Consider the following 25,018-nt stretch of genomic DNA (forward strand, 5'->3'; position numbering starts at 1 on the left):
GTTGGGGATATCAACGACTTCCCCAACCAGAATGACCGCCGGGCTGGCAAGCCCGGCATCCGCAGCCTCGGTCAATGTGGCCAGGCTGCCAACCCAACGCTTCTCATCCCCACGGCTAGCATGCATCACCACCGCAACCGGCATTTCCGACCGCATACCCGCTTGCAGCAAGGCGTCGCGAATGGCGGCAAGACGGCTCATCCCCATGTAGATGACGAGCGTCGTCCGGCTGCCGACCAATGCGGCCCAATCGGGATCGCCATCGTCACGCGTATGCGCGGTAACGAAGGTCACACCGTGGCAATGCTGACGATGGGTCAGCGCAATGCCAAGCGCCTGCGCAGCAGCCATGCCACTGCTGATGCCGTTGACAATTTCCACTTCGATGCCGTGCCCGCGCAGGAACTCTGCTTCCTCGCCGCCGCGACCGAACAACAATGGGTCGCCGCCTTTGACACGCGCCACGCACCGGCCAGCCTGCGCGTGCTCGAGCGCCTGCTCGTGAATGCTGGATTGACTCACCGAACAGCGGCCGCCACGCTTGCCGACCGAGATGATTTGCGTCCCGGGGTTCGCATAGCACAGCATGGCCTCCGGCACGAGATCGTCCACTAGCCAGACATCCGCTTCACGTAGCGCCCTGACTGCCTTCATGGTGGCGAGTTCCGGATCGCCCGGGCCCACCCCAACCAGCCAGACCTTTCCGGTCGTTTGCATGTTGGTACTCCTCAATGGCTCGTGCCAGACGAGCGCGTAGTCTTGTTGAATACGTTGTACTTGCCGATCGGCTTGTCCATCGGCAGTCGCTTGATTTCCTTCAGCGTCCTGGCGTCGTAGACGACGATCGCCCCATCGGCTTCCATCAGGCTGACCAGCGCATATCGACCATCACGGGTGAACTCCACGTGCGCCGCGGTGCGTCCCGGAGACGGCGTGACATTGCCAACGATGGCGAGTGTCTGCTTGTCGATCACCTGCAATGTGTCGCGTTTCGGACTCATCATCGCGTCGGTCCATGCGTATGGCGTGGCTTCGTGGCTACGCAGGAAGAAGCCCGGCCCATTGGTCGGGATCGTCGCCACGGTCTTCCAGGACTGCATGTCGATCACGCTGATCGCGCCCTGCTTCAGGTTCGGGGATGCCATGACTTCGCGGCCGTTGCGTTTCCACGTAATACCGCTGCCAAGATGCGGCATGCCGGTCAGCGCGAGGTCCGCCACTTTCCGGCCTGCGTCGAGATCGATCACCTGACCCGTGGCCGTGCGCGAGGCGCCAAGAATGTGGCGATACGGCTGATCGAAGAAGAAGTCGTCGAGCACGTCCGTGAGTTCGATCACGCGCGGTTCGAACGTCTTCTTGCCGATGTATGGGATCTCCCAGACCTCGGGAATATCGCGCAGCGCGACGATGAACGACCCACGCGGCGCGGCGTCGTAAACGGCTGAAACGCGGGAGGACTTCCCGCCCGCGCCCGTGACCGGATAGATACGCTGCAGTGACAGATCCGAAGCGCGCAGCAGCACCAGCGTCTGGGGCAACGTATTGCCGACCATCACCCACTCGCCATCTTCGCTGACCGCAAGGTTGCGGGTATTCATGCCGGCGCGGACCTCGGCCACGAGCTTCAGGTTCCAGAGGTCGTACTTGCTGACCCAGCCATCGCGGCTCGCCATGTACACATAGCGTCCGTCACTGCTGAACTTCGGCCCGCCGTGCAGCGCGAACCGGGTGGTGAATCGGTGAATCGGTTCGAGTTTGTCGCCGTCGAGCACGCTGACGTGATGCGTCCCGGCCTCGACGACCAGAAACAGGTTGGAAGGATCGGCACTGAAAACGGGCCGGGCCGGCAGCGTGCCGGGTGCGTGATAGACGATGCGCGATGCCTCGATGTCCGCCTGCTCCCAGCGCGGCGTGGCCGCGGGTGCGGAGCGCAGCCAGGTTGCCATCTGCTTGATCGTGGCGTCTCCGAGTTCTTTGGAGAAGCCTTGCATCTGCGTGGCCGGACGACCGTTGCGCAGCACGTCGAGCAAGTCGTCGGGCCGCAGCCGCTCCAGGCTTTCCGGCAACAGCGCCGGACCCATGCCGCCCAGACGATCGGCACCATGGCAAGCCGCACAGTGGCTGCTGTAGATGCTGGCGGGATCGATTGTCGTCTCCGCGTTGGCGACGAATGAAGCAAACATGCACGTCCAGAGAATCGCGTGCTTCATGTCACTGTCTCCAGATTGGGCTGCGCACTGATCTCCGCGTCTGAGAGATAGCAGCCCGGGTCCTGCGCCCACGGATTGCCGCTGACCGCGTAGGCCCGCGCGCGCGTATTGCCGTTGCAGATGTCACGATGCAGGCAAGTTGCGCATCGGCCCTGCAACGGTCTCGGCCTGGCGGCCAAGCCACGCATCAACGGATGGCTGCGGTCGGCCCAGATCTCGCCGAACGGGCGCTCGCGCACGTTGCCAAGAGAGAGTTGCCACCACATCGTGTCCGGGTGGACATTGCCGAGGTTGTCGATATTGGCCACACCGACACCCGTGGCATTGCCGCCCCAGTTGACCAGTCGCTCTCGCATGTCTGCAACGCGCTCGGGCCATTGACGCGCAATCCAGTACAGCAGGAACACGCCATCGGCATCGTTGTTGCCCGTGACGAAATCCCCGGCGCTACCCTGCTGCGCGCGCGCCCAGACATGCTCGAACAACCACTCGACCGCCACGCGTGTACCCGCGTGGCGCGCGTCATCGTTGCGATGGCTGCGGCCTCGCCCGGCGTAGTTGAAGTGGGACAGATAGAACTTGTCGATGCCTTCGGCCTCGGCCAGGGCCACCACGGAAGGCAGCTCGGCCGCGTTGGCCTCGGTCAGCGTCATGCGCACCCCCACGCGCAGGCCTGCTTCGCGCGCGATGCGCAGCCCGGCTATCGCCTGGGTAAAGGCGCCATTCATGCGGCGGAAGCGATCGTGTGTGGCTTCGATGCCATCCAGGCTCACGCCGACATAGTCGAACCCTGCCGCAGCGAGCCGCGCAGCGTGTGCCGCGTCGAGCAACGTACCATTCGACGACAGGGAGAGATGAAATCCGAGTTCGCGCGCACGCGCGGCGATCTCGTACAGGTCCGGCCGCAACAGCGGTTCGCCACCGGACAGGATCAGCGCGGGCACGCGCGCCGCCTTGAGCTGGTCGAGCACGGCCATGACTTCGCCGGTCGACAGCTCGCCCTTGAAATCCGTATCGGCAGATGTGGAATAACAGTGCTTGCAGTTGAGATTGCAGCGCCGCACCAGATTCCAGATCACCACGGGACCACTGGCACGGCGCGGCGGGGGGACCGACCCCCCGTCGCGCAGCGCCTCCATGAAGCGGGAGAGTCGGAACATGGATCAGAGGCTTAGCACCCACTTGGCCAACGTGTTGGCTTCCGCCTCGCTGACCTGATTGGGCGGCATCGGGATCGGGCCCCACTTTCCGCTACTTCCCTTCAGGATGCTTTGAGAAAGCTGCGCAGCAGCCGCCTTGTCACCTTTGTACTTCGCGGCGATGTCCTTGTAGGCGGGGCCGACCAGCTTCTTGTCGACGCTGTGGCAAGCCATGCAGTTCTTGCTTGTGGCAAGTTCCTGGCTGGCAAACGCGGTAACCGGCAGCGCGGCAGCAAGTGCCACGGCGGCGATAACTGTAGACGGATGCATGCGAATTCTCCTTCCCCTGATCAATAGACGTCGTGTTGTGTGTTGTGCGCGTTGAACTTGCCCGTCGGGGTAATCAGACGCGGGTCCTTGATCACGGTCTTGAGCTTGCGGGTCTTGTCATCGACCACGACCAGCGCGGACTCGCCATCCTTGGTACCCCAGACCGAGAACCAGACTTCATCACCGGCCTGGTTGTACTCGGCCTGCACCACACGCTTCGCGCCTTCGCCCTTCAGGTTCGCCCATTCGGCGATCGGCAGCACCTTGTAACCGTCTTCCAGCTTCTGCGTATCGAACACCGCCACGCTCTGGTTCAGCTTCGCGTCGGGATTGAGCGGCGTATCCACCCACAGGTTGTGCGACTTCGGATTGGTCTTGATGAACAGCGAGCCACCGCCCTGTCCCTTGAGCGTTTCGACCACCTTCCAGGCCTGCGCCTTGTGGTTGATGGGATCGGTGCCGATCAGGCTGATGGTTTCGTCGCCGAGATGGCTCGTGGCCCAGACCGGACCGAACTTCGGATGCACGAAGTTCGCGCCACGTCCCGGGTGCGGGGTCTTGCCGACATCGACCAGCGCGGCCAGCTTGTCTTCCTTGGTATCCACGACAGCGATCTTGTTCGATGCGTTCGCGGCCACCAGGAAGTAGCGACCCGTGGAGTCGAAACCACCGTCATGAAGGAACTTGGCGGAATCGATCGTGGTGGTCTTCAGGTTCTTCAGATCCGAATAATCGACCATCAGGATCTTGCCTGTTTCCTTCGCGTTGATGACGAACTCGGGACGGAAATGGCTGGCAACGATCGATGCGACACGCGGCTCGGGGTGGTACTCGTTGTCGACGGTCATGCCGCGTGTGGACACTACCTTCAGCGGCTTGAGTGTGTCACCTTCCATGATCACGTACTGCGGCGGCCAGTACGAGCCGGCCACGGCGTACTTGTCTTCGTAGCCCTTGTACTTCGAGGTTTCCACCGAACGCGCCTCGAGACCGATCTTTACTTCCGCGACGTTGTCCGGCTTGGGCAGCCACAGGTCGATCAGGTTCAGACGCGCATCGCGGCCGATCACGTACAGGTAGCGCCCGGACGCCGACATGCGCGAGATGTGCACCGCGTAGCCGGTCTTGACGATATTGATGATCTGCTTGCTGTCGCCGTCGATCAGGGCCACCTCACCGGAATCGCGCAGCGTGACCGAGAACAGGTTCTGCAGGTTGTAGTTGTTCATCTTGCGCGTTGGCCGCTTGGCCACGGGCACGATGTCCTTGCGCGATTTTTCGATGTCGGCCAGCGAGAATTCCGGCGGTGTCGGAGGATCGAGCTGGATGTAGCGCGCCATCAGATCGACCTCGGGATCGGTGAGATCGCCCGAGGTGCCCCAGTTGGGCATACCGGCCGGACTGCCGTACTTGATGAACGTCTTCAAGTATTCGGTGCCACGGGCACGCGTGATGTCGGGTGTCAGCGGTTTGCCCGTGGCGCCCTTGCGCAGCACGCCATGGCAGCCTGCGCACCGTTCGAAATAGATCTGCCTGGCGTGGTTGAATTCTTCCGCAGTCAGCTTCGGCTCGGGATTCTGAGTCGGCGCCGTCTGGGCGCTACCGTGCGCACTCCAGAAGAAGAGCGGCATGGCCGCCAGTGCGGGGAACATCCATGATTTCGCTTTCATGATTTTTCATTAGCGAGTGGGGAATGCTGTGCTGCGGCACCGTGCATGGAGCGCGGCGCGCGACAGATGTTCCAATCATGGGGAAGAAGAACTGCATCGCGATTGACACGAGTCAACGCGGGGAACGGGGCAGGAGAATAACCCTGCTCCGTGTCAGGGAACTAACTCGGACGGCGGGCATTGCTGTATGTAGCCCGCCGATAACATGACGTCAGCTGCGCGGCATCAGGACCCACATCCTGCCACCCTGCTTCATGCGGCCGGCGGTCTCGCCGGCGGCGTCGCCTGCGCCCCAGAAGAAGTCCGCGCGCACGCCACCCTTGATGGCGGAGCCCGTGTCCTGCGCGAACATCAGACGTTGAATCGGTTCGGAGGAAAGTGGCCGTGTGGTCGACAGGAAAACCGGCACGCCAAGCGGGATGGTTGCGGGATCAACTGCTATCGAGCGTTCCGCCGTAAGCGGCACGCCCAGCGCGCCTACCGGTCCTTCGTTGGTGGGCGGCAATTCGCGGAAGAACACAAAGCGCGGATTGACGTTGAGCATTTCGTCCACGCGTCCCGGGTTGGCACGCGCCCATGCCTTGATGCCCTGCATCGTGGCCTGCGCCGGCGTGATCTCGCCACGGTCGAGCAGCCATTTGCCGAATGAGCGGAACGGCTGGTCATTGGTGCCGCCGTAGCCGACACGCATCATCGTGCCATCGGCCATGCGGATGCGGCCGGAGCCCTGGATCTGCAGGAACGCGGCTTCGACCGGATCATCCACCCAGACCAGTTCGCTGCCACGCATCGCCGGGTTCTGCAGCAGTTCGGCGCGCGGCGGCAACATGCCCTTGCCGAGTTGCGGCGGCCGGCGATAGAGCGGGACCTGATACGCACCCTGACGCGTGCGGGAGCCGTGCAGGATCGGTTCGTAGTACCCGGTGATCAACCCGTTGTCCGTCCCATCGACGTTGACCACGCGGTATGGCAGGAAGTTGGTTTCGAAGTACGCGCGCATCGCCTCGAGATCGCCGGCGTCCACCATCAGGCCGACGGCGCAGACGCGGTTCCAGTCGGCGCGCTTTTTCAGCGCCTGGCAGCTCGCCAGCAGCGCGGGCCAGGCGGCACGCACGTCGTCCTGGCTCCAGCCACCGATTTCCGCCCAGCTCGCCGGTTGCAACCGGCCTGCCGCGGATGAGGTAGCAGGCGCCTTCCCGCCCGGCACGCCGCCCGGACCTTCGATACGCGGGGGCGGCCCGCTCATGCAGCCGGCCAGCAGTGCGGCAGCGCCCGTCAGGACAAGCCAGCCGCGCCAGGAAGTGTTGCTCGACGATGCGCGGGGGGCGCGCAGGGAATACTGATTTGCCATCTTGTCCATTCTTCGCGGACACGGCCGGCGGTCAGACAGTCCACAAACCCGCGCATGTCCTACAATCTCAACCCGATCCGTCGACTGACCCCCTCGCGATGAGCCAGTTCTTCGAAAACCACCCTACCCTGCTACTTGCCGCCGAAGCCGGCGTGGCGCTGCTGTTGCTGATCTTCATCGTGGTCTGGACGATGAGCACCGCCAAGAAGAATCCGCGCCCCACGCGCGCGCCGCAGGACCATCCGTCCCGCGCCAACCAGACTTCGACGGATGCAGACACGCCGCCCGAGGCCTAGTTCCCGCCGTGCGGCGGTTCAGTGCAGCATTCGGGGCAGCACCAGCGCGAATTCGGGAATCGGCACCTCGAAACGGTGGCCGTCTTCGGCCACGCAGAAATAATCGCCCTTCATCGATCCCACCGGGGTGGAGATCGTCGCCCAGCTCGAATACTCGAAGTGCTCGCCCGGCTTGAGCAGCGGCTGATGGCCGACCACGCCCAGGCCCGAGACTTCCTGCGTCGAGTTGTCGCTGTCGGTGATGATCCAGTGGCGCGAGATCAGCTGCGCGGCGACTTCGCCGGTGTTGTGGATCGTGATGGTGTAGGCGAACGCGTAGCGTCCACGGTCTGGGTCCGATTGGTCCGGCATGTACTGCGTGCGCACGGCCACGGAAAATGCGTACTCGCTCATGTATCGACGTGGTAAGAAGGGTCGGCAGGCCGCGCGGCGGCCGGGTGTTGCGCATTGTGCGGCAAGGCCATGGCAGGGGCAAGCGGCCCGGCCAGGCGTTCGTCCCGACTCCGGGGGCCCGACCGGCGTAAAATACCGCCCATTCCGCCTTCAGCCCGCCCGAATATCATGAGCAGCCCCACCTTCCGCATTGCCCCGTCCATCCTGTCCGCCGACTTTGCCCGCCTGGGCGAGGAAGTGCGCCGCGTCACCGAAGCCGGCGCGGACTGGATCCATTTCGATGTGATGGACAACCACTACGTGCCCAACCTGACCGTGGGGCCGCTGGTCTGCGAGGCGATCCGCCCGCACGTCACCGCCCCAATCGACGTGCACCTGATGGTACGTCCGGTGGATCGCATCATCCCGGACTTTGCCCGCGCCGGCGCCAACATCATCACATTCCACCCCGAGGCCAGCGACCATATCGACCGCTCGCTCGCGCTGATCCGCGACAACGGCTGCCAGGCCGGCCTGGTGTTCAACCCGGCCACGCCGTTGCACTACCTGGACCACGTGATGGACCGCCTGGACGTGATCCTGCTGATGTCCGTGAACCCGGGATTCGGCGGCCAGTCTTTCATTCCCGAGACGCTGAACAAGCTGCGCGCCGTGCGCCAGCGCATCGACGCGTACACCGCGCGCACGGGCCGCCGGATCCTGCTGGAAGTGGACGGTGGCGTGAAGGTGGACAACATCGCCGAGATCGCCGCGGCGGGCGCGGATACGTTCGTGGCGGGCTCCGCCGTATTCGGCAAGCCGGACGCCGACGGCGGCTACAAGGGCGTCATCGGCGCGCTGCGGGCCGAATTGGCCACGGTTGGCAAGTAATCAGGCAGGGAAGTCACGCGCATGAGTCTCGAAATACTGCGCCGCACGGACTGGCACGCCATCCGGGCGGTGATCGTCGACCTCGATGGCACCATGGTCGACACCGCTGGCGATTTTCACGCCGCCGTCAACGCGATGCTGCTGGCCCTGGCGCACAAGCATCCCAACCTGGGCCCGGTCGAGCCGATGTCCCAGGAGGACATTGTCAGCTTCGTCGGCAAGGGGTCGGAGAACCTGATCCGCCGCGTGCTGGACGCGCGTTTCTCGCCACTGCACGCCAACGGGCTGTTCGCTGATGCCTACGCGCTGTACGACCGCGAGTACGTGCGGATCAACGGCCAGTTTTCGAACGTCTACCCGAATGTCCGCGAGGGCCTGACGGCGCTCAAGGCGATGGGCCTGCGCATGGCCTGCGTGACCAACAAGCCGTGGAACTTCACCGAGCCGCTGCTGGCCCGTACCGGCCTGGCCCAGTATTTCGATCTGGTCTACGGCGGCGACGCGTTCGCCCTGCGCAAACCCGATCCGTATCCGCTGCTCAAGGTGGCCGAGGCATTCCGGGTCGATCCGGAGGCCGTGCTGGCCATCGGCGACTCCGAAAATGACGCGCGGGCGGCACGTGCGGCGGGCATGGGAGTGCTCTTGATGCCATATGGCTACAACCATGGCAATCCTGTACAAGACGTCGACGCCGATGGTATAGTCGCCGACATTGCCCGCGTGGCTGCGCTTCTTGCCGCACATCGGGCAACACACCGCTAAACCCGGCTGAACACCATTCAATGTTCCTCAACCGCAAACGCAACTTTCTTGGCAGTGATCGGCAGGCTTGGCCCTGGCGTCGCTGGCGCGCCTCTGAACAGGCGTAAAGTGCGTTCGCGAGTTTCCTGACGGGCTTGCGGGGATACATCGGGACTTATTAAGTCCGCCGCAGTCACCCCCCAAGCTCCGCCGGCCCGGTCCAGATCCACTGTCGACCGACGTCTCCGGCAGATCCTTCCGCCAGCGCCGTAGCCCAGATGCCTGTGTGCTACGGTTAGCTCATGAACGCGCCGCACGCCACGCCTTCGGCCGTGTGTGCGCGTGCGTCAAACGCGTGTGCTACACGGTCCGCTCCCGGGGCGGGTTGCCGCAACTTCTCCAGCCCTCCCCCTGCCGACGACACACGCGGCGCCGCCTGAACCCGACCATCGTGGCGGGCGCCGCAAGAAGAGGATCGACATGACCGAACTGGAATTCAAATCGCTGGCCGACCAGGGATACAACCGCATTCCCATCATCGCCGAGGCGCTGGCCGACCTGGAAACCCCGCTGTCGCTGTACCTGAAGCTGGCCCAGTCGCAAACGCGTGGCGTGAACACATTCCTGCTGGAATCGGTGGTCGGGGGCGAGCGTTTCGGCCGCTACTCGTTCATCGGCCTGCATGCCCGCACGCTGTTGCGCGCCTACGGGCACCGTGCCGAAGTGGTCACCGACGGCAAGGTCGTGGAGACGCACGAAGGCAACCCGCTCGATTTCATCGCCGAGTTCGAAAGCCGCTTCAAGGTGGCGCTGCGCCCCGGATTGCCGCGATTCTGCGGCGGTCTGGCCGGCTACTTCGGCTATGACGCGGTCCGCTATATCGAAAAGAAGCTGGCCGACACCCAGATGCCGGACGACCTCGGCCTGCCCGATATCCAGTTGCTGCTGTGCGAGGAACTGGCGGTCATCGACAACCTGTCCGGCAAGCTCTACCTGATCGTCTACGCCGACCCGACCACGCCGGAAGCCTATTCCCGCGCCCGCCAGCGCCTGCGCGAACTGCGCATGAAGCTGCGCCAGCCCGTGGATGTGCCGGTGACGAGCCCCTCCGTGCTGACCGAGGTCTATCGCGAATTCGCCAAGCCCGACTACCTGGCCGCCGTGCACAAGGCCAAGGAATACATCATGGCCGGCGACATGATGCAGGTGCAGGTGGGCCAGCGCCTGATGAAGCCGTATCGGGACTCGCCGCTGTCGCTCTACCGCGCGCTGCGTTCGCTGAATCCGTCGCCGTACATGTACTTCTACAACTTCGGCGATTTCCAGGTGGTGGGCGCCTCGCCCGAAATCCTGGTACGCCAGGAGACCCGCAAGGTCGGCGGCGCCCAGGCCAACGGCGACACGCAGAATGCCCGCATCGTCACGATCCGCCCGCTGGCCGGCACCCGCCCGCGCGGCAGCACCCCCGAGCGCGATGCCCAACTGGCCACGGAACTGCTCAACGATCCGAAGGAGATCGCCGAGCACGTGATGCTGATCGACCTGGCTCGCAACGACATCGGCCGCATCGCGGAAACGGGTTCGGTCAAGGTCACCGACAAGATGGTGATCGAGAAGTACTCGCACGTGCAGCACATTGTCAGTTCCGTGGAAGGCACGCTGCGCGACGGCATCAGCAACCTCGACGTGCTGCGCGCCACGTTCCCGGCCGGCACACTGTCCGGCGCGCCGAAGGTGCGCGCGATGGAAATCATCGATGAACTGGAACCGCGCAAGCGCGGCATCTACGGCGGCGCCGTGGGCTACCTGTCGTTCGGCGGCGAGATGGATCTGGCCATTGCCATCCGCACCGGTGTGATCAAGGACGGCAATCTCTATGTGCAGGCCGCGGCCGGCATCGTGGCGGATTCGGACCCCGAAGCCGAATGGAGGGAAACCGAAGCGAAGGCACGCGCCGTGATCCGCGCCGCCGAACAGGTCCAGGACGGTCTGGACGCCGACCTCTGAGCCCAGGAACAGGAGAAACGAACATGCTGCTGATGATCGACAACTACGACTCGTTCACCTACAACCTGGTGCAGTATTTCGGCGAACTAGGCGCCGATGTGCGGACCTTCCGCAACGACGAGATCACGATCGAGGAAATCGAAGCGCTCAAGCCCGACCACATCTGCGTGTCGCCGGGGCCGTGCAGCCCGCACGAGGCCGGCATCTCGGTGCCCGTGCTGCAACACTTCGCGGGCAAGATTCCGCTGCTGGGCGTGTGCCTGGGCCATCAGGCCATTGGCGAGGCGTTCGGCGGCAAGGTGATCCGCGCCAAGCAGGTGATGCACGGCAAGGTCAGCACGATCGAGACCACGCAGGAAGGCGTCTTCGCCGGGCTGCCCAAACACTTCGACGTGACGCGCTATCATTCGCTGGCTATCGAGCGCGAAACGCTGCCCGATTGCCTGGCTGTCACCGCCTGGACGCCGGACGGCGAGATCATGGGTGTGCGCCACAAGACGCTGGCCGTCGAGGGTGTGCAGTTCCATCCGGAATCGATCCTGTCCGAACACGGCCATGCGCTGCTGGCCAACTTCATCAAGGCGCCACGATGAGGCGCACCGATTTCTCCGCTTTCGCCGCACACTCTGCCCAAGAATCCGCCATGTCCATCACGCCGCAGGAAGCACTGACGCGCTGCATCGAGCACCGCGAGATCTTTCATGACGAAATGCTGCACCTGATGCGGCAGATCATGCAGGGGCAGATTTCCCCCGTGATGGCGGCGGCCATCCTGACCGGCCTGCGCGTCAAGAAAGAGACGATCGGCGAGATCTCGGCGGCGGCACAGGTGATGCGCGAGTTCGCCAATCACGTGACCGTCAAGGACCGCGAGAACTTCGTGGATATCGTCGGCACCGGCGGCGACGGTTCGCACACGTTCAACATTTCCACCGCGTCGATGTTCGTCGCCGCTGCCGCTGGCGCGAAGATCGCCAAGCATGGCAACCGTGGCGTGTCGTCGAAGTCCGGCAGTGCCGACGTGCTCGAGGCGCTGGGCGTGAACATCATGCTGACGCCGGAGCAGGTAGGCGAGTGCATCGAGCAGACCGGCATCGGCTTCATGTTCGCCCCGACCCATCATCCGGCCATGAAGAACGTGGCGCCGATCCGCAAGGAAATGGGCGTGCGCACCATCTTCAACATTCTCGGCCCCCTGACCAATCCTGCCGATGCGCCGAACATCCTGATGGGCGTGTTCCATCCGGACCTGGTCGGCATCCAGGTGCGCGTGATGCAGCGCCTGGGCGCGCAACACGCGATCGTGGTCTACGGCAAGGACGGCATGGACGAGGTGTCGCTCGGCGCGGCAACCCTGGTGGGCGAACTCAAGGACGGCGAAGTGCGCGAGTACGAGATCCATCCTGAAGACTTCGGCCTGTCGATGATCTCGAACCGCGGGCTGAAGGTGGCAGACGCCGTCGAGTCGAAGGAAATGCTGCTGGAGGCGCTGAGCGATGTGCCCGGCACCCCGCGCGAAATCGTGTCGCTGAACGCCGGCACCGCGCTCTACGCGGCCAATGTGGCCAGTTCGATCGAGGATGGTATCCGCCGCGCGCGCGAAGCCATCGCCAGTGGCGCCGCTCGCGAGAAGCTCGACCAGTTCGTGCGCGCCACCCAGCAATTCAAGTGAGCCCCCATGTCAGCCAAGTCCGACATCCTGGAAAAGATCCTGGCCGTGAAGGCCGATGAGGTGGCAGCCGCGCGCAAGAAGCGCGACCTGCCGAGCCTGCGTGCCGAGGCCGAGAGCCTGCGTCACGAAACCGGCATGGCCCCGCGTGGCTTCGAGCGCGCACTGCGCGACAAGATCGCGGCCGGCAACGCCGGCGTGATCGCCGAGGTCAAGAAAGCCTCGCCGTCGAAGGGCGTGCTGCGCGAGAACTTCGTGCCGGAGGCCATCGCCGAAAGCTACGCCGCCCATGGCGCGGCGTGCCTGTCCGTGCTGACCGACGTGAATTTCTTCCAGGGTCATGCCGAGTACCTGAAGCGCGCGCGTGGCGCCTGCCCGCTGCCGGCGCTGCGCAAGGACTTCATGGTCGATATGTACCAGGTCTACGAAGCCCGCACCTGGGGCGCCGACTGCATCCTGCTGATCGTCTCCGCGCTCGACCACGGCCTGATGGCCGAGCTGGAAGCGTGCGCGCACGAACTCGGCATGGATGTGCTCGTGGAAGTCCACGGCGGCGAGGAACTCGATAGTGCGCTGCGACTGAAGACGCCGCTGCTGGGCGTGAACAACCGCAACCTGCGCACCTTCGAGGTCTCGCTGGACAACACGCTGGACCTGCTGCCGCGCATGCCGGCCGACCGGCTCGTGGTAACCGAATCGGGCATCCTCGGGCCCGACGACGTCAAGCGGATGCGCGACGCCGACGTCCACGCCTTCCTGGTCGGCGAAGCGTTCATGCGCGCGCCGGAGCCGGGCGTGGAACTGGCCCGCCTGTTCTCGTGATTCCCAGATGGGCATCGAGATCGAACTGAAACTGGCCGTGCCCGACGCCGCGCTTGCCGCGGTGGCGGCCTGGCTCGACGCCAACGGGCAGCCACGTGGCGAGTTGACGTTGCTGAACGTCTACCTCGACACCCCCACCCGGGATCTGGCGCAGGCCCGCGCGGCACTGCGCCTGCGCAGGAAGGGCGAGCAGTGGCTGCAAACGCTGAAGACCGCTGGCCACAGCGCCGCCGGCCTGGCTGCCCGCCACGAATGGGAAACGCCAGTCGCGGGCGAGGCCATCGACTTGTCGTGCTTCCCCGACGATGCCCGCGCCGTGCTGACGCCGCTGGCAGACCGGCTCGCTCCGGTATTCCGGACCGACTTCGCCCGCCGCACCTGGATCGTCGAACAGGATGGCGAGCGCATCGAGGCCGCGCTCGACACCGGCGCGATCAGCGCCCCCGGCACGTCGCGGACCGAGCGTATCCAGGAACTCGAACTGGAATGGCTGCCGCGCGATGGGGCTGACGAACGCCATGTCGAAGCCGCATTGCGCGCGTTCGCCCTGCGCCTCGCCCACATCGCCCCGTTGACCCCTTCGGACCTCAGCAAGGCCGCGCGCGGCTACCGTCTCACCACCCCATCTTGATGCAAGCCGACCTGTTTGCGCCCGACACGCCGGAAACTTCCAGCGCCGCACCCCAGACCGTCAGCCTGCAGGAGCAGGCCAATGCCCTGCCCGCCGCTTGGCGAACCTTGCTCGCGCCATGCCTGGGCAAGGCCGAATGGTCGTCGCTGTGCGCGTTCGTCGACGAAGAACGCGCGGCGGGCAAGCCGGTGTTTCCACACGCGGTATTCCATGCCCTGCACCTGACGCCGCCAGACGCGGTCAAGGTCGTGATCCTTGGTCAGGACCCGTACCACGGCACCGGCGTCGTGGATGGACTGGAGATCCCGCAGGCACACGGGCTGGCCTTCTCCGTACCCGAGGGCGTCAAGGTGCCACCAAGCCTGCGCAACATCTTCAAGGAGATCGGCGCGGAATACGGCGTGGCGCCGACGCGTGCGTCGGGCAATCTGGAAGGCTGGGCACGTCAGGGCGTGCTGCTGCTGAACACGGTACTGACGGTCGAGCAGGGACAGGCCGCCAGTCATGCGAAGCGCGGCTGGGAAGCTGTGACCGACTGCGTGATCCACGCGCTGGCGGCATCGCGGCCGAACCTGGTGTTCCTGCTCTGGGGCAGCCACGCGCAGGCCAAGCGCGCCTTGCTCGAAGGCCAGACGCATTGCGTGCTGGAAGCGCCGCATCCGTCGCCGCTGTCAGCGCACCGGGGATTCCTGGGCTGCGGCCATTTCCGTCAGGCCAACGACTGGCTCGAGCGCCACGGCCGTGACGGTATCGACTGGCAGGCGACCTGACCGATCGGGCCGACCGGGCCGACGAGCGGGCCGACATGCAGGCCGCCGCTCAAGCGATTACTCAGGCCGTGGGCAGCCAGTCGAATCGATCGAACAGCTGCGGCGCCGCCTGAGCCACTTCCACCTTCGACACCTGCGCTGCGGGCGGCCCCGCTTCCATCCACACGCGTAGCGCCTCCAGGCGCTCGCGCGGCCCGCTGGCCAGCACCTCCACCCTGCCATCGACACGGTTGCGCACCCACCCGCCCAGACCGAGCGATGTCGCCCGGTCCGCACATGCGGCACGATACCCCACACCCTGCACACGGCCGTGGGCGAACAATTGCCAGGTTTCCGTCGTGGTTGTCATGATTTGCTTCCATACTGAGGGGCGCTATCAAAATGAAGCGAAGCGATTCTGGCCGGACGCATGGCCGCAGACAGTACAAGTAGTACGGCAAGGCCACGCAACGACGCCGGAATCATTTTGATAGCGTCTCTAGGTACACTACCTGGCCCGCTTGGGCGTTAGGTCATCAGCATACGATGCCTTTGCCCTCTCCCCCAGCCCCTCTCCCGCCTGCGAGAAAGGGGCGCGAACCGACAGCGTTGGAATTGCGCGGTGTTGGCCGCCCTCCCCGCCTGCGGGCGAGGGATCGATGGAGGGGGTGCGGCGGTTCCGAAACGAAGGGCCGTGCCCATGCCACCAACGCAAGATAACCAACCCGCACCCGGCTACGTCGGTCCCCTGCTGACCGCGCCCCCAAACCGGTTCGACTTCGCACTGCTGCCGATCATCCTCGCGGTCATCGTCATCGTGGCCTTTGCGGCCAAGCAGATGGTCGTGCCGTACCAGCCTGGCGATGCGCTGTCCGTACAACTGGACGTCGCCAGCCTGCCCTACTATCTGATGCGCACCAGCATCCGGATGCTGGCGGCGCTGGCGGCATCGCTGCTGTTCTCGTTCGCCTTCGCAGCCATCGCGTCGCGCAATCGCACCGCCGAGAAAGTGATGGTGCCGGCGCTGGACATCCTGCAGTCGATCCCGGTGCTCGGTTTCCTGTCGATCACGGTCACCGGCTTCATCGCCCTGTTCCCCGGCAGCCTGGTCGGCGTGGAATGCGCGGCGATCTTCGCGATCTTCACGTCGCAGGCCTGGAACATGGCCTTCAGCCTGTATCAGTCGTTCCGCACCATCCCCGGCGATCTCATCGAAGCCGCGGCAATGTTCCGGCTTTCGCCCTGGCAGCGTTTCTGGCGGCTCGAAGTGCCGTACGCCATGCCCGGCCTGCTGTGGAACATGATGATGTCGATGTCCGGCGGCTGGTTTTTCGTGGTCGCTTCGGAAGCCATTTCAGTATCCGGCCATGACATCCGCCTGCCCGGCATCGGCTCGTACATCGCGCTGGCGATCCAGCAGCAGAACCTGCCAGCAATCGGCTGGGCCATCGTGGCGATGCTGGTCGGCATCCTGATCTACGACCAGTTCCTGTTCCGCCCGCTGGTGGCCTGGGCCGACCGCTTCCGCTTCGAAACGCTGGCGCAGGACACCATGCCCCAGTCCTGGCTGCTCGACCTGCTGCGCCGTTCCGCATGGGTCCATGCGCTGCTCAAGTGGACCGCCAGCCTCGGCGGACGCACGCTGGCGTGGAGCGCCCGCCACCGCAACATGGTGGTGCTGCCCGCCGCGCCGGCCCGCTGGAGCCCCTGGCTCGAACGCCTGCGCGATACGGTGATCATCGTCATCGCGCTGGCGGCGCTCTATCGCGTGGTGCACTTCGTGCACAGCGAGGTGGGCTGGGGCGAGGCCGCGCACGTGCTGTGGCTTGGCGTGCTGACGATGACGCGCGTGATCGTGCTGATCGCGCTGGCGGCGCTGATCTGGGTGCCGATCGGCATCCGCATCGGCCTGAACCCGTCCGTGGCGCGCATCGCCCAGCCGATCGCGCAGTTCATGGCCGCCTTTCCGGCCAACCTGATGTTCCCGCTGGCCGTGATGGCAATCGTCAGGTTCGGGCTCAATCCGGAGATCTGGCTCAGCCCGCTGATGATCTTCGGCACCCAGTGGTACATCCTGTTCAATGTGGTGGCCGGGGCTTCCGGCATTCCCACCGAACTGCGGCTGGCCGCGCGCAACTTCGGGCTCAAGGGCTGGCTGATGTGGCGCCGCTTCCTGATTCCCGCCGTGTTCCCGAGCCTGTTGACCGGATTGGTCACGGCCGCAGGCGGGTCCTGGAATGCGAGTATCGTCTCGGAATACGTGACCTGGGGCGATCGCACGCTCGTAGCCACCGGCCTGGGCAGCTACATCGCCGAAATGACCGCGCGGGGCGACTTCCCACGCATCGCACTCGGCATCGGCGTGATGGCGCTGTTCGTGGTCGGCTTCAACCGGCTGCTCTGGAACCGCCTCTACGATCTCGCGCAGTTGCGCACCCGACTCTGACATTCGCACGATGGCACTGCACGACAACCCATCCAGACTGGCCCCATCCGTCATCGAACTGCATGGCGTGGGCAAGGTATTCCGCACCGCCGACCATACCGATCGCGCCGTGCTCGAAGGCGTCAACCTCACGCTGCGTGAAGGCGAGATCGTCGCCATGCTCGGCAAGTCCGGCTCCGGCAAATCGACGCTGCTGCGGATCATGGCCGGCCTGGTCGGCGCGGATCGCGGCGAGGTGCGGTTCCGTGGCCAGAAGCTGGTCGGCACGGCCGAAGGCATCGCCATGGTGTTCCAGTCGTTCGCGCTGTTCCCGTGGTTGACGGTGCAGCAGAACGTGGAACTTGGGCTGGAAGCGCAGGGCGTGCCGAAGGCGGAACGCGCGCGGCGCGCCGAAGCGGCCATCGACATGATCGGCCTCTCGGGCTTCAACAGCGCGTTGCCGCGTGAACTGTCCGGCGGCATGCGGCAGCGTGTGGGCATAGCCCGGGCGCTGGTGACGCAGCCGGACCTGCTGCTGATGGACGAGGCGTTCTCGGCGCTTGACGTGCTAACCGGCGAAACGCTGCGCGACGAAATGCTCGACCTGTGGGAATCGGGCCGCGCCAACATCAAGAGCATCCTGATCGTCTCGCACAACATTGAGGAAGCGGTGATGATGGCCGACCGGATCGTGATCCTGTCGAGCGACCCGGGGCGCGTGCGCGCCGAGGTACGGGTGCCGTTCGCGCGCCCGCGCAATCGCGACAGCGCCCAGGTGCGCGCGCTGATCGACGAGGTCTACACGCTGATGACCTCGCCGGCGGCGCTGGGGCCGCGCGTGCCCGCGATGGCTGCCGCGCAGCAGATCGGCTACCGCCTGCCAGAAGCCGACATCGGCCAGATGGAGGCCATTCTCGACCTGCTGCACGAATCGCCGTTCTTCGGCCGCGCCGACCTGCCGCACCTGGCCGACGAAGCCGGGCTGACCGACGACGAACTGCTGCCGGCCTGCGAGGCCATGCAGTTGCTGGGGCTGGCGACCATCGAGCGCGGCGACATCACATCGACGGCGCTCGGCCGCAGCTACTACGAGACCGAGCCCTCCGAACGCAAGGTCGTGTTCGGCAAGCAGTTGCTGAGCCACGTGGCGCTGGCCGCTCACATCCGGCGCGAGCTGGAAGAGAGCGAGGACGGCGAGGTTGGCGAGGAAACCGTCCTGCGCGAGATGCAGGCATTCCTGAAGCCGGAAGAGGCCCAGCGCGTGCTGACGATCGCGATCGACTGGGGCCGGTACGGCGAGGTTTACGGCTACTCGTTCAACAGTGGCGTGTTCAAGCTGCCCGACGTGGAGGAAGCCGGGGCGACTGGGAAGGTCTAGGTCAGCGTCAATGCCGCGGGTTTTCTCTCCTCGCCCGCCACATGGGAGAGGAGAGAGAACCCGTCACGATTCCGTTCGATCACCCCTTCCACGGCGTCCGGATCGCCCGGCCGATCGCGCCGGTACGCAGCGCGATCTTCGCCGCGTCCTCGCGCAGCGCGCGCAGGCGGCGCTCCAGCACCGCATTGGCGGCACGCCCGGAAGCACTCGCGGTGGACTCGGCACGCTGGTCCTGCGACCGCTGAATCGGCTCGGCCGCACCGATCTCGCCGGCCGCCGCGGCCTGCGCCAGCACCTCGGCCTTGCGACGATCCGCCGAGTCCGCGATGCGCGCGCGGCGCTCGCTCGCGTCATCGTCCGTGGTATCCGTGGCCGAGGACGGCGCGCTCTGATGGACCATGCCCACGCCGGCCACCGCCGCCTCTGTCGGTGTGCGGATGAACCCCGCGCCACGCGCCCCATGCCGTTCCTCGCCCGCCAGCCGCTCGCTGGCCAGCGTCAACGACCGCACGGCCGCCTCGGTCGCCTGCTCAATCGAGGCCTCGGCTGCCGGCACATCCAGTTCGCCGTAGTGCTGCCGCACCTGGATCCGCGCAGCGGCCACGTGCGCGGCCACCAGGTAGTTCTGCACGATGAAGCGGCTCAAGTTATCCACCGCGCGCTGCCGGCTGCGCGGCTCGTCGAGCATGCGCTGGAACGACGAGATCAGCGCCGACAGCGCATCCATGAACTGCTTGCGCTGCACACGGTATGCGAAGTCGTCCTGCGCCTTGCGCAGCAGCAGATCCCGCGTGGCCGCAATGTAGCGACGGTTGGCCTGCAGCACGTTCTCCACCAGCTTCGGAATAGCGCGGTACTCCCAGCTCGGCAGCACGAAGCTGAACACGGACGCGATGATCCCGCCAATCACGGTATCGACCAGCCGCTCGCCCACCACCGTCTGGCTGCCCGGAATCAGCAGGTTTATCTGGATCAGCACCTGCACACAGGCGGCAATCGCGGTGTAGCGGTACTTGATCGTGGAAAACGCCGCGCTGGCCACGAGCGCCAGATAGAGCACACCCAACAGCACCAGCGGCGCATGAATCCAGTGCAGGATGCCGACGCTGATGATGCAGCCGATCAGCGTGCCGATCAGACGATCGTTGTAGCGCTGCTTGGTCATGCTGAAGTTCGGCTTCAGGATCACCACGATGGTCAGCAGGATCCAGTAGCTGTGCGACGCGTACGGCAAATGCTCGCCCAGGAATAGCCCAGTCCCCACCGCCAGCGTGATGCGCACCGCGAACCGGAACGCCGGCGAGCGCCAGTTCAGGCTGTCGAGCACCACGCCCAGTTCGTACTTCTGGCGCGTCAGGAACGGTGTCATGTCCGAACCAGGCAGCACCTGGGCCGGCTCCACCGGCGTGCGCGAAGCCTCGTGCAATTGCCCCATCAGCGTGACCGCGCCCCGAATCATGTCGAAGGTATCGACCAGTGCCGTCATCGCCGTGGCCGACACATTGAGGTGGCGCAGCTGGGCGATCTCGCTTTCCACCGCGCGCAGGTCCGCCGCGTAGTCGTGCGCGCTGTACGACGGCCGCCCGCGCGTGATGTCGTAGGCGATTTCCTCGAGGTCCTTGCAGAGCCCGCGCACGAGCCGGCGCAACGCGTCGAGCACCGGCGTGCCGCCGAACGTCTGCCGCAGCAACGGATAGTCGGTATTGGTCGACAGCAGATACTCGTAGAGTTCCAGCATGCGCAGGTGCACCCGCACCAGCAGCCCATCGAACGGTGTCTTGTTGCCGCGCAGCACCATGTCGCGCGCAGCCTGCTGGCGCTCGGCCACCACGATCTGCTGGCGCACCAGCCGGTTGAACAGCTCGTCGTAGTCGGTGCCGGCGTCGTAGAACCCCGCCTTGATGTCGAGGTAGGCCGCCATCTCGTAGAGCGACTCCGCCAGGATCTGCTGCCGCGTGCGGCGTTCCATGAACCAGGCCACGCTGATCGCGTAGAGCAAGTAGCCCAGTGCGCCCACGCCGAACAGTCCCGCGTGAGACAAGGCCGTGCGCACGACGAATTCCTCGTTGATCGTCAGCGTCATGACGAACAACATCGAGAACTGCAACGGCATGGTCTTGTTGCCGTAGACCGTCATCATGCCGGCCAGGAATGTGACCAGCACCAGCACGAACGGCATCACGCGCGGGAACGGCGTGGCCAGCGCCACCACCACGGTCACCGCCGTGCAGAGCAGCACGCTAGCCAGCATCTCGTTGAACTTGTGGTTCAGCGGGCTCGGCAGGTCCATCAGGCTGGTGCACAGCGCGCCCATCGAGACGACCATCGCGCTGGGCAGGTCCATGAACTGCATGGCCAGCAGCGTCATGCCGATGACCCCCGTGGCCGAGCGCAGGCCACGGTAGATGTAGTGCGAGTAAAGGAACGTGCGGGGATCGTGCGCGTATTCCATGGGGGGCGATTACAAATGCCGGGTCGGCCGGGTCAAAGGGGAGCCCTGCCGTCGCCAGGGCGGCGACGGTAGGGTGGCAGGCAGGTTACTGGCCAAGCCAGCGCGCTCTCCCGACATGCTTGCCCGTTTCCACCGACACTTTGTACTGCACCGCCGGCTCACGCGCCAGCGTCACCGGCAATACCTGCAGTTCATCGCGCCGGAACACGTGGAGTTCCACGCGATCGCCCGCCCGGTAACGCCCGAGCAGCTTTTCAAGCTGACCCGGCGCCACGCGCAGCCCGTCGACGGCGGCCAGCAGGTCGCCCGCCGACAGCCCGGCCTTCTGCCCCGCCCCACCGTCGAGCACCTGGCTCACGCGCACCCAGCCGTCCTGCTTGGCCGTCTTGATGCCGAGCGCGGCCGTGCCGTCCGGCTTCTGGACTTCCGCCTTGACCCCGAACGCACGGAACAACGGCACCAGTCCGATCTCGCCCGTGCCCTCGGTCAGCGCGCGCAACAGGGCACCGAGCTTCAGGCCGGTGACATCATCGAACAGCGCGTAGACCTCCGCCTCGGTCACGCCGCGCTGCGCGGCGCCCGGCGCGTAGAAGTCGCGCCCGTAGCGTTGCCATAGCGCGCGCATGATGTCATCGAGCGACTTGCGGCCGCGCGTCTTCTCGCGGATCGTCAGGTCCAGCGCCAGCGCCACCAGCGAACCCTTGGTGTAGTAGCTGACGATGGCGTTCGGCGCGTTCTCGTCCTGGCGGTAGTACTTGGTCCAGGCATCGAACGAGCTGTCCGCCACGCTCTGCTTGGTGCGGCCGCTGCCGCGCAGCACGCCGTTCCAGGTCTTGCCCAGCATCTCGACGTATTGCTGGTCGGTCACCAGCCCGGTGCGAACCAGAACCAGATCGTCGTAGTAGCTCGTGAAGCCTTCGAACAACCAGAGCAGCGGCGTGTAGGTCTCACTCTCGAGCTGATAGGGCACGAATGCCGCCGGCTTGATCCGCTTGACGTTCCAGGTGTGGAAATACTCGTGGCTGCACAGGCCAAGGAAGGTGCGATACCCCTCGCTGGCCTCGCTGTCGCCGCGTGCGGGCAGATCGTTACGCGCGCACATCAGTGCCGTGCTGGCGCGATGCTCCAGGCCGCCATAGCCGTCGGTCGTGACCATCGTCATGAACACGTAGCGGCGGTTGCTGTCGAGCATCGGCGCACGGGCCGAGCGCGGCTCGAACAGCTTGATCTGCGCCTCGCAGATCTTCTTCAGGTCGCGGCAGACGCGCTGCAGGTCAAGCTGCGGCACCTTGCCCGTGAAGACCACGTCATGCTGCACGCCGCAGGCGCGGAAGCTGGCCAGCGCGAACGTGCCCATCTCCACCGGATGGTCGATCAGTTCATCGTAGTCGGCGGCCTGGTAGCGTCCGAAGCCGTAACGCCGCGCGCCACCGGGGCCGCGTGCCTCGGGCAATGCTGTAGCAACGCGCCAGTCGGCATAGGCTTCGCCCGCGGGCGCGTGGATATCGACCGAGCACGGACCATCGTCCTGCCCGACCACACGCAGGAACACCGAACTGCCATTGAAGAAGCCGTGCGTGGTATCGAGATGCGCGGCGCGCACCGACAAATCCCACGCGTACACCTCGTAGCTGACCACTAGCGGCCCGGCATCCGCCGCCAGCGCCGCGGCCTGCCAGCTCTGCTTGTCGAGCTTGGTCAGCGGCACCGCCACGTCGCCCGCATCGGCCCGGATGCGGACGATATTGCGGGCGAAGTCGCGAATCATGTAGCTGCCCGGAATCCACGCAGGGAGCGTGAAAACCTGGCCAGCGGGATCGGGAACATCCACCGTCACGGTGACGGCGAACAGGTGGGCTTCCGGATGAAGCGGGGCGATGGCGTAGCGGATCGGCGTCATGGTCACGATTGTAGCGTCACGTCCCGGACCGGCCCGGGACGCCAGTGCGCGGCAACCGCCGCCTTCAGCGGTTGACGTTGACCACCACGCGTCCGCGCATGCCGCCATCGACGATCTTGTGCCCCGCGTCGATGGCCTCCGCCAGCCGAATCTCGCGCGTGATGGCCTGCAACCGGTCTGGCGCCAGATCCTGCGCCAGACGCTTCCACGCGGTTTCGCGCAGCGGCATCGCCGCCATCACGCTATCGATGCCGGCCAGCGTCACGCCACGCAAGATGAACGGCGCCACCGAAGCCGGAAAATCCATGCCCTGCGCCAGTCCACATGCCGTGACCACGCCGCCGTACCGCACCTGGGCGCAGGCATTGACGAGCGTATAGGAGCCGACGGAGTCGACCACGGCTGCCCAGCGTTCCTTCTGCAGCGGCTTGCCCGGCGTGCCGAGTTCGGCGCGGTCGATCACCTCCGCCGCACCCAGCGCGCGCAGGAAGTCTGCCTCCGACGTCTTTCCCGTCGATGCGGTCACGCGATAGCCGAGCTTCGACAGCACCGCTATCGCCACCGAGCCCACCCCGCCCGATGCGCCGGTCACGAGCACATCGCCATCGCCGGGACGCACAGGTCCATTCACGCCACCGCGCTCGAGCGCCAGCACCGACAGCATCGCCGTGTAACCCGCCGTGCCAATCGCCATGGCCTGGCGCGTGGTGAACGCGTCGGGCAGGCGGACCAGCCACTCGCCCTTGAGCCGCGCGCGCTGGGCCAGGCAGCCCCAATGCGTCTCGCCGACACCAAAGCCGTTCAGCACCACACGGTCGCCGGCCTTCCAGCGCGGGTCGGCCGATTGCAGCACGGTGCCCGCACCGTCGATGCCGGCCACCATCGGCCATTTGCGCACCACGGGCGAACGGCCGGTGATCGCCAGTCCGTCCTTGAAGTTGATCGTGGAGTAATCGACTTCGACCAGCACGTTGCCGTCAGCGGGCAACTGGCTCTCGTCGACCTGCGCGATCTCCGCGTGCGTCTTGCCATCGGTCTGGGTCAGCAACAGGGCCTGGAACGTCATGGTGTCTCCGTTTTCGTCGTCGTTTTCGAAATCAATCCGGGGCGCGGAAATGCAAAGCGGCCGGTAGCAACCGGCCGCTTCATACAGCCGGATGGGGTCCGGCGTCGGTCTTATTTTTTCAGGCTGGCGAGCTTGCGTTCCAGCGTGGCCGCGTCAGCGGCTCCAGGGATTCGCGTGCCATCGGAGAAGAACACCGCCGGCGTGCCCGTGATGTTCAGGTTGTGGCCAAGCTCGAGGTTCTCATCGACCGGCGTCTTGCAGGATCCGTTGCCGGTGAGCGCCACGTGGTTCAGCATCCAGTCGCGCCAGACCTTGGTGCGATCGGCCGAGCACCACACCTGCTTTGCCTTCACCGTGGAATCCGGCGACAGCACCGGATAGAGGAAGGTGTAGACCGTGATGTTGTCCATCTGCTGGAAGGTCTGCTCGATCTTCTTGCAGTAGCCGCAGTTCGGGTCCGAGAACACCGCCACGGTGCGGCTGCCGTCACCCTTGGTCCACTTGATGGCGCGCGACAGCGGCAGATCCGACCACTTGATCTTGTTCAACTCGGCCAGACGCTCCTCGGTCAGGTTCGTGTTGGTCTTGGTGTCGATCAGTTCGCCGTTGATGATGTAGCGACCGGTGGCGTCGGTATAGACAAGCTGGCCGCTGACGTTGACTTCGTACAGGCCTGGCACCGGCGCCTTGGTCACGCTCTTGACCTCGGCGCGGCCACCCAGGATCTTCTGGATCGACGCCTTGATGCGATCCGTGCCCGGCTCGTCCGCGGCCAGCGCGTGCAGGGCATAGCCGGCGGCGCCCACGCCGCTTGCCAGAGCCGCGATTGCGGCGAAGCGAGCGGAACGGCGGCGGAACATTTGGAACATAGTGACTCCAGGAAAACGATGCGCCGGTCAGTGTGCCGGCTTGTTCGTGA

The 25,018-nt window shown here is 65.4% G+C and carries 22 protein-coding genes and 1 pseudogene; 11 read left to right on the top strand and 12 right to left on the bottom strand.

Annotated elements, in window-relative coordinates:
• Window positions 1-12: 12 nt before the first annotated feature.
• From cobA to mltA, 6 genes and pseudogenes are all read right to left on the bottom strand, one after another.
• Window positions 13-717, bottom strand: a pseudogene (gene cobA / locus RMET_RS32385) (uroporphyrinogen-III C-methyltransferase); the annotation flags it as partial.
• An 11-nt stretch (window positions 718-728) separates the two neighbouring features.
• Complete coding sequence (locus RMET_RS15890) at window positions 729-2,210, bottom strand: nitrite reductase (protein ID WP_011517653.1); 1,482 nt, start codon at window positions 2,208-2,210, stop codon at window positions 729-731.
• Window positions 2,207-3,370: a heme d1 biosynthesis radical SAM protein NirJ gene (nirJ, locus tag RMET_RS15895; RefSeq protein WP_011517654.1), complete on the bottom strand. Its 1,164-nt coding sequence runs from the start codon at window positions 3,368-3,370 to the stop codon at window positions 2,207-2,209. Before nirJ ends, RMET_RS15890 begins: the two co-directional genes overlap by 4 nt.
• Window positions 3,371-3,373: 3 nt before the next feature.
• Entirely contained in the window at window positions 3,374-3,679 is a 306-nt protein-coding gene (locus tag RMET_RS15900; protein WP_011517655.1) for a c-type cytochrome, read from the bottom strand.
• Window positions 3,680-3,699: 20 nt separating this feature from the next.
• Window positions 3,700-5,349, bottom strand: a complete 1,650-nt coding sequence (locus RMET_RS15905; protein WP_011517656.1) for a nitrite reductase — start codon at window positions 5,347-5,349, stop codon at window positions 3,700-3,702.
• Between the two features lie 211 nt (window positions 5,350-5,560).
• A complete protein-coding gene (gene mltA, locus RMET_RS15910) occupies window positions 5,561-6,700 on the bottom strand; it encodes a murein transglycosylase A (protein WP_029308595.1) in 1,140 nt (379 codons plus the stop codon).
• Between the two features lie 98 nt (window positions 6,701-6,798).
• Here mltA and RMET_RS15915 point away from each other — a divergent pair, with 98 nt between their 5' ends.
• Window positions 6,799-6,996: a hypothetical protein gene (locus RMET_RS15915; protein WP_011517658.1), complete on the top strand. Its 198-nt coding sequence runs from the start codon at window positions 6,799-6,801 to the stop codon at window positions 6,994-6,996.
• A gap of 18 nt (window positions 6,997-7,014) precedes the next feature.
• Here the strand turns inward: RMET_RS15915 and apaG are convergent, their stop codons facing one another.
• On the bottom strand, window positions 7,015-7,389 hold the full coding sequence (gene apaG / locus RMET_RS15920) for a Co2+/Mg2+ efflux protein ApaG (protein WP_008647582.1): 375 nt from the start codon (window positions 7,387-7,389) through the stop codon (window positions 7,015-7,017).
• Window positions 7,390-7,557: 168 nt separating this feature from the next.
• On the opposite strand from apaG, the gene rpe reads away from it, so the two are divergent.
• From rpe to RMET_RS15960, 8 genes are all read left to right on the top strand, one after another.
• Window positions 7,558-8,259, top strand: a complete 702-nt coding sequence (gene rpe / locus RMET_RS15925) for a ribulose-phosphate 3-epimerase (RefSeq protein ID WP_029308596.1) — start codon at window positions 7,558-7,560, stop codon at window positions 8,257-8,259.
• A gap of 21 nt (window positions 8,260-8,280) precedes the next feature.
• Window positions 8,281-9,021 (top strand): phosphoglycolate phosphatase, encoded by a 741-nt coding sequence (gph, locus tag RMET_RS15930; RefSeq protein ID WP_011517660.1) that lies wholly within the window; start codon window positions 8,281-8,283, stop codon window positions 9,019-9,021.
• Between the two features lie 459 nt (window positions 9,022-9,480).
• Window positions 9,481-11,007: an anthranilate synthase component I gene (gene trpE, locus RMET_RS15935; protein WP_008647586.1), complete on the top strand. Its 1,527-nt coding sequence runs from the start codon at window positions 9,481-9,483 to the stop codon at window positions 11,005-11,007.
• 23 nt (window positions 11,008-11,030) lie between these two features.
• Complete coding sequence (locus RMET_RS15940; protein WP_008647587.1) at window positions 11,031-11,600, top strand: aminodeoxychorismate/anthranilate synthase component II; 570 nt, start codon at window positions 11,031-11,033, stop codon at window positions 11,598-11,600.
• A 50-nt stretch (window positions 11,601-11,650) separates the two neighbouring features.
• Window positions 11,651-12,679, top strand: coding sequence for an anthranilate phosphoribosyltransferase (gene trpD, locus RMET_RS15945; RefSeq protein ID WP_035822072.1), 1,029 nt, complete (start codon window positions 11,651-11,653; stop codon window positions 12,677-12,679).
• Window positions 12,680-12,685: 6 nt separating this feature from the next.
• Window positions 12,686-13,498, top strand: coding sequence for an indole-3-glycerol phosphate synthase TrpC (gene trpC, locus RMET_RS15950; RefSeq protein ID WP_011517662.1), 813 nt, complete (start codon window positions 12,686-12,688; stop codon window positions 13,496-13,498).
• A gap of 7 nt (window positions 13,499-13,505) precedes the next feature.
• Window positions 13,506-14,129 (top strand): CYTH domain-containing protein, encoded by a 624-nt coding sequence (locus RMET_RS15955; protein ID WP_011517663.1) that lies wholly within the window; start codon window positions 13,506-13,508, stop codon window positions 14,127-14,129.
• Window positions 14,129-14,899, top strand: a complete 771-nt coding sequence (locus RMET_RS15960) for a uracil-DNA glycosylase (protein WP_011517664.1) — start codon at window positions 14,129-14,131, stop codon at window positions 14,897-14,899. Before RMET_RS15955 ends, RMET_RS15960 begins: the two co-directional genes overlap by 1 nt.
• A gap of 61 nt (window positions 14,900-14,960) precedes the next feature.
• On the opposite strand, the gene RMET_RS15965 is transcribed toward RMET_RS15960, so the two are convergent.
• Entirely contained in the window at window positions 14,961-15,248 is a 288-nt protein-coding gene (locus RMET_RS15965) for an acylphosphatase (RefSeq protein ID WP_011517665.1), read from the bottom strand.
• Window positions 15,249-15,578: 330 nt separating this feature from the next.
• On the opposite strand from RMET_RS15965, the gene RMET_RS15970 reads away from it, so the two are divergent.
• A complete protein-coding gene (locus tag RMET_RS15970) occupies window positions 15,579-17,324 on the top strand; it encodes an ABC transporter permease (protein WP_008647147.1) in 1,746 nt (581 codons plus the stop codon).
• 10 nt (window positions 17,325-17,334) lie between these two features.
• Window positions 17,335-18,681 (top strand): ABC transporter ATP-binding protein, encoded by a 1,347-nt coding sequence (locus tag RMET_RS15975; protein WP_011517667.1) that lies wholly within the window; start codon window positions 17,335-17,337, stop codon window positions 18,679-18,681.
• 79 nt (window positions 18,682-18,760) lie between these two features.
• Here the strand turns inward: RMET_RS15975 and RMET_RS15980 are convergent, their stop codons facing one another.
• From RMET_RS15980 to RMET_RS15995, 4 genes are all read right to left on the bottom strand, one after another.
• Window positions 18,761-21,133 (bottom strand): FUSC family protein, encoded by a 2,373-nt coding sequence (locus tag RMET_RS15980; protein WP_011517668.1) that lies wholly within the window; start codon window positions 21,131-21,133, stop codon window positions 18,761-18,763.
• Between the two features lie 85 nt (window positions 21,134-21,218).
• A complete protein-coding gene (locus RMET_RS15985; protein WP_011517669.1) occupies window positions 21,219-23,033 on the bottom strand; it encodes a M61 family metallopeptidase in 1,815 nt (604 codons plus the stop codon).
• 64 nt (window positions 23,034-23,097) lie between these two features.
• Window positions 23,098-24,099, bottom strand: a complete 1,002-nt coding sequence (gene acuI / locus RMET_RS15990; protein ID WP_011517670.1) for an acrylyl-CoA reductase (NADPH) — start codon at window positions 24,097-24,099, stop codon at window positions 23,098-23,100.
• 110 nt (window positions 24,100-24,209) lie between these two features.
• Window positions 24,210-24,968, bottom strand: coding sequence for a DsbC family protein (locus tag RMET_RS15995; protein WP_011517671.1), 759 nt, complete (start codon window positions 24,966-24,968; stop codon window positions 24,210-24,212).
• Window positions 24,969-25,018 lie beyond the last annotated feature (50 nt).

This window comes from Cupriavidus metallidurans CH34 (assembly GCF_000196015.1).
Classification (GTDB): domain Bacteria; phylum Pseudomonadota; class Gammaproteobacteria; order Burkholderiales; family Burkholderiaceae; genus Cupriavidus; species Cupriavidus metallidurans.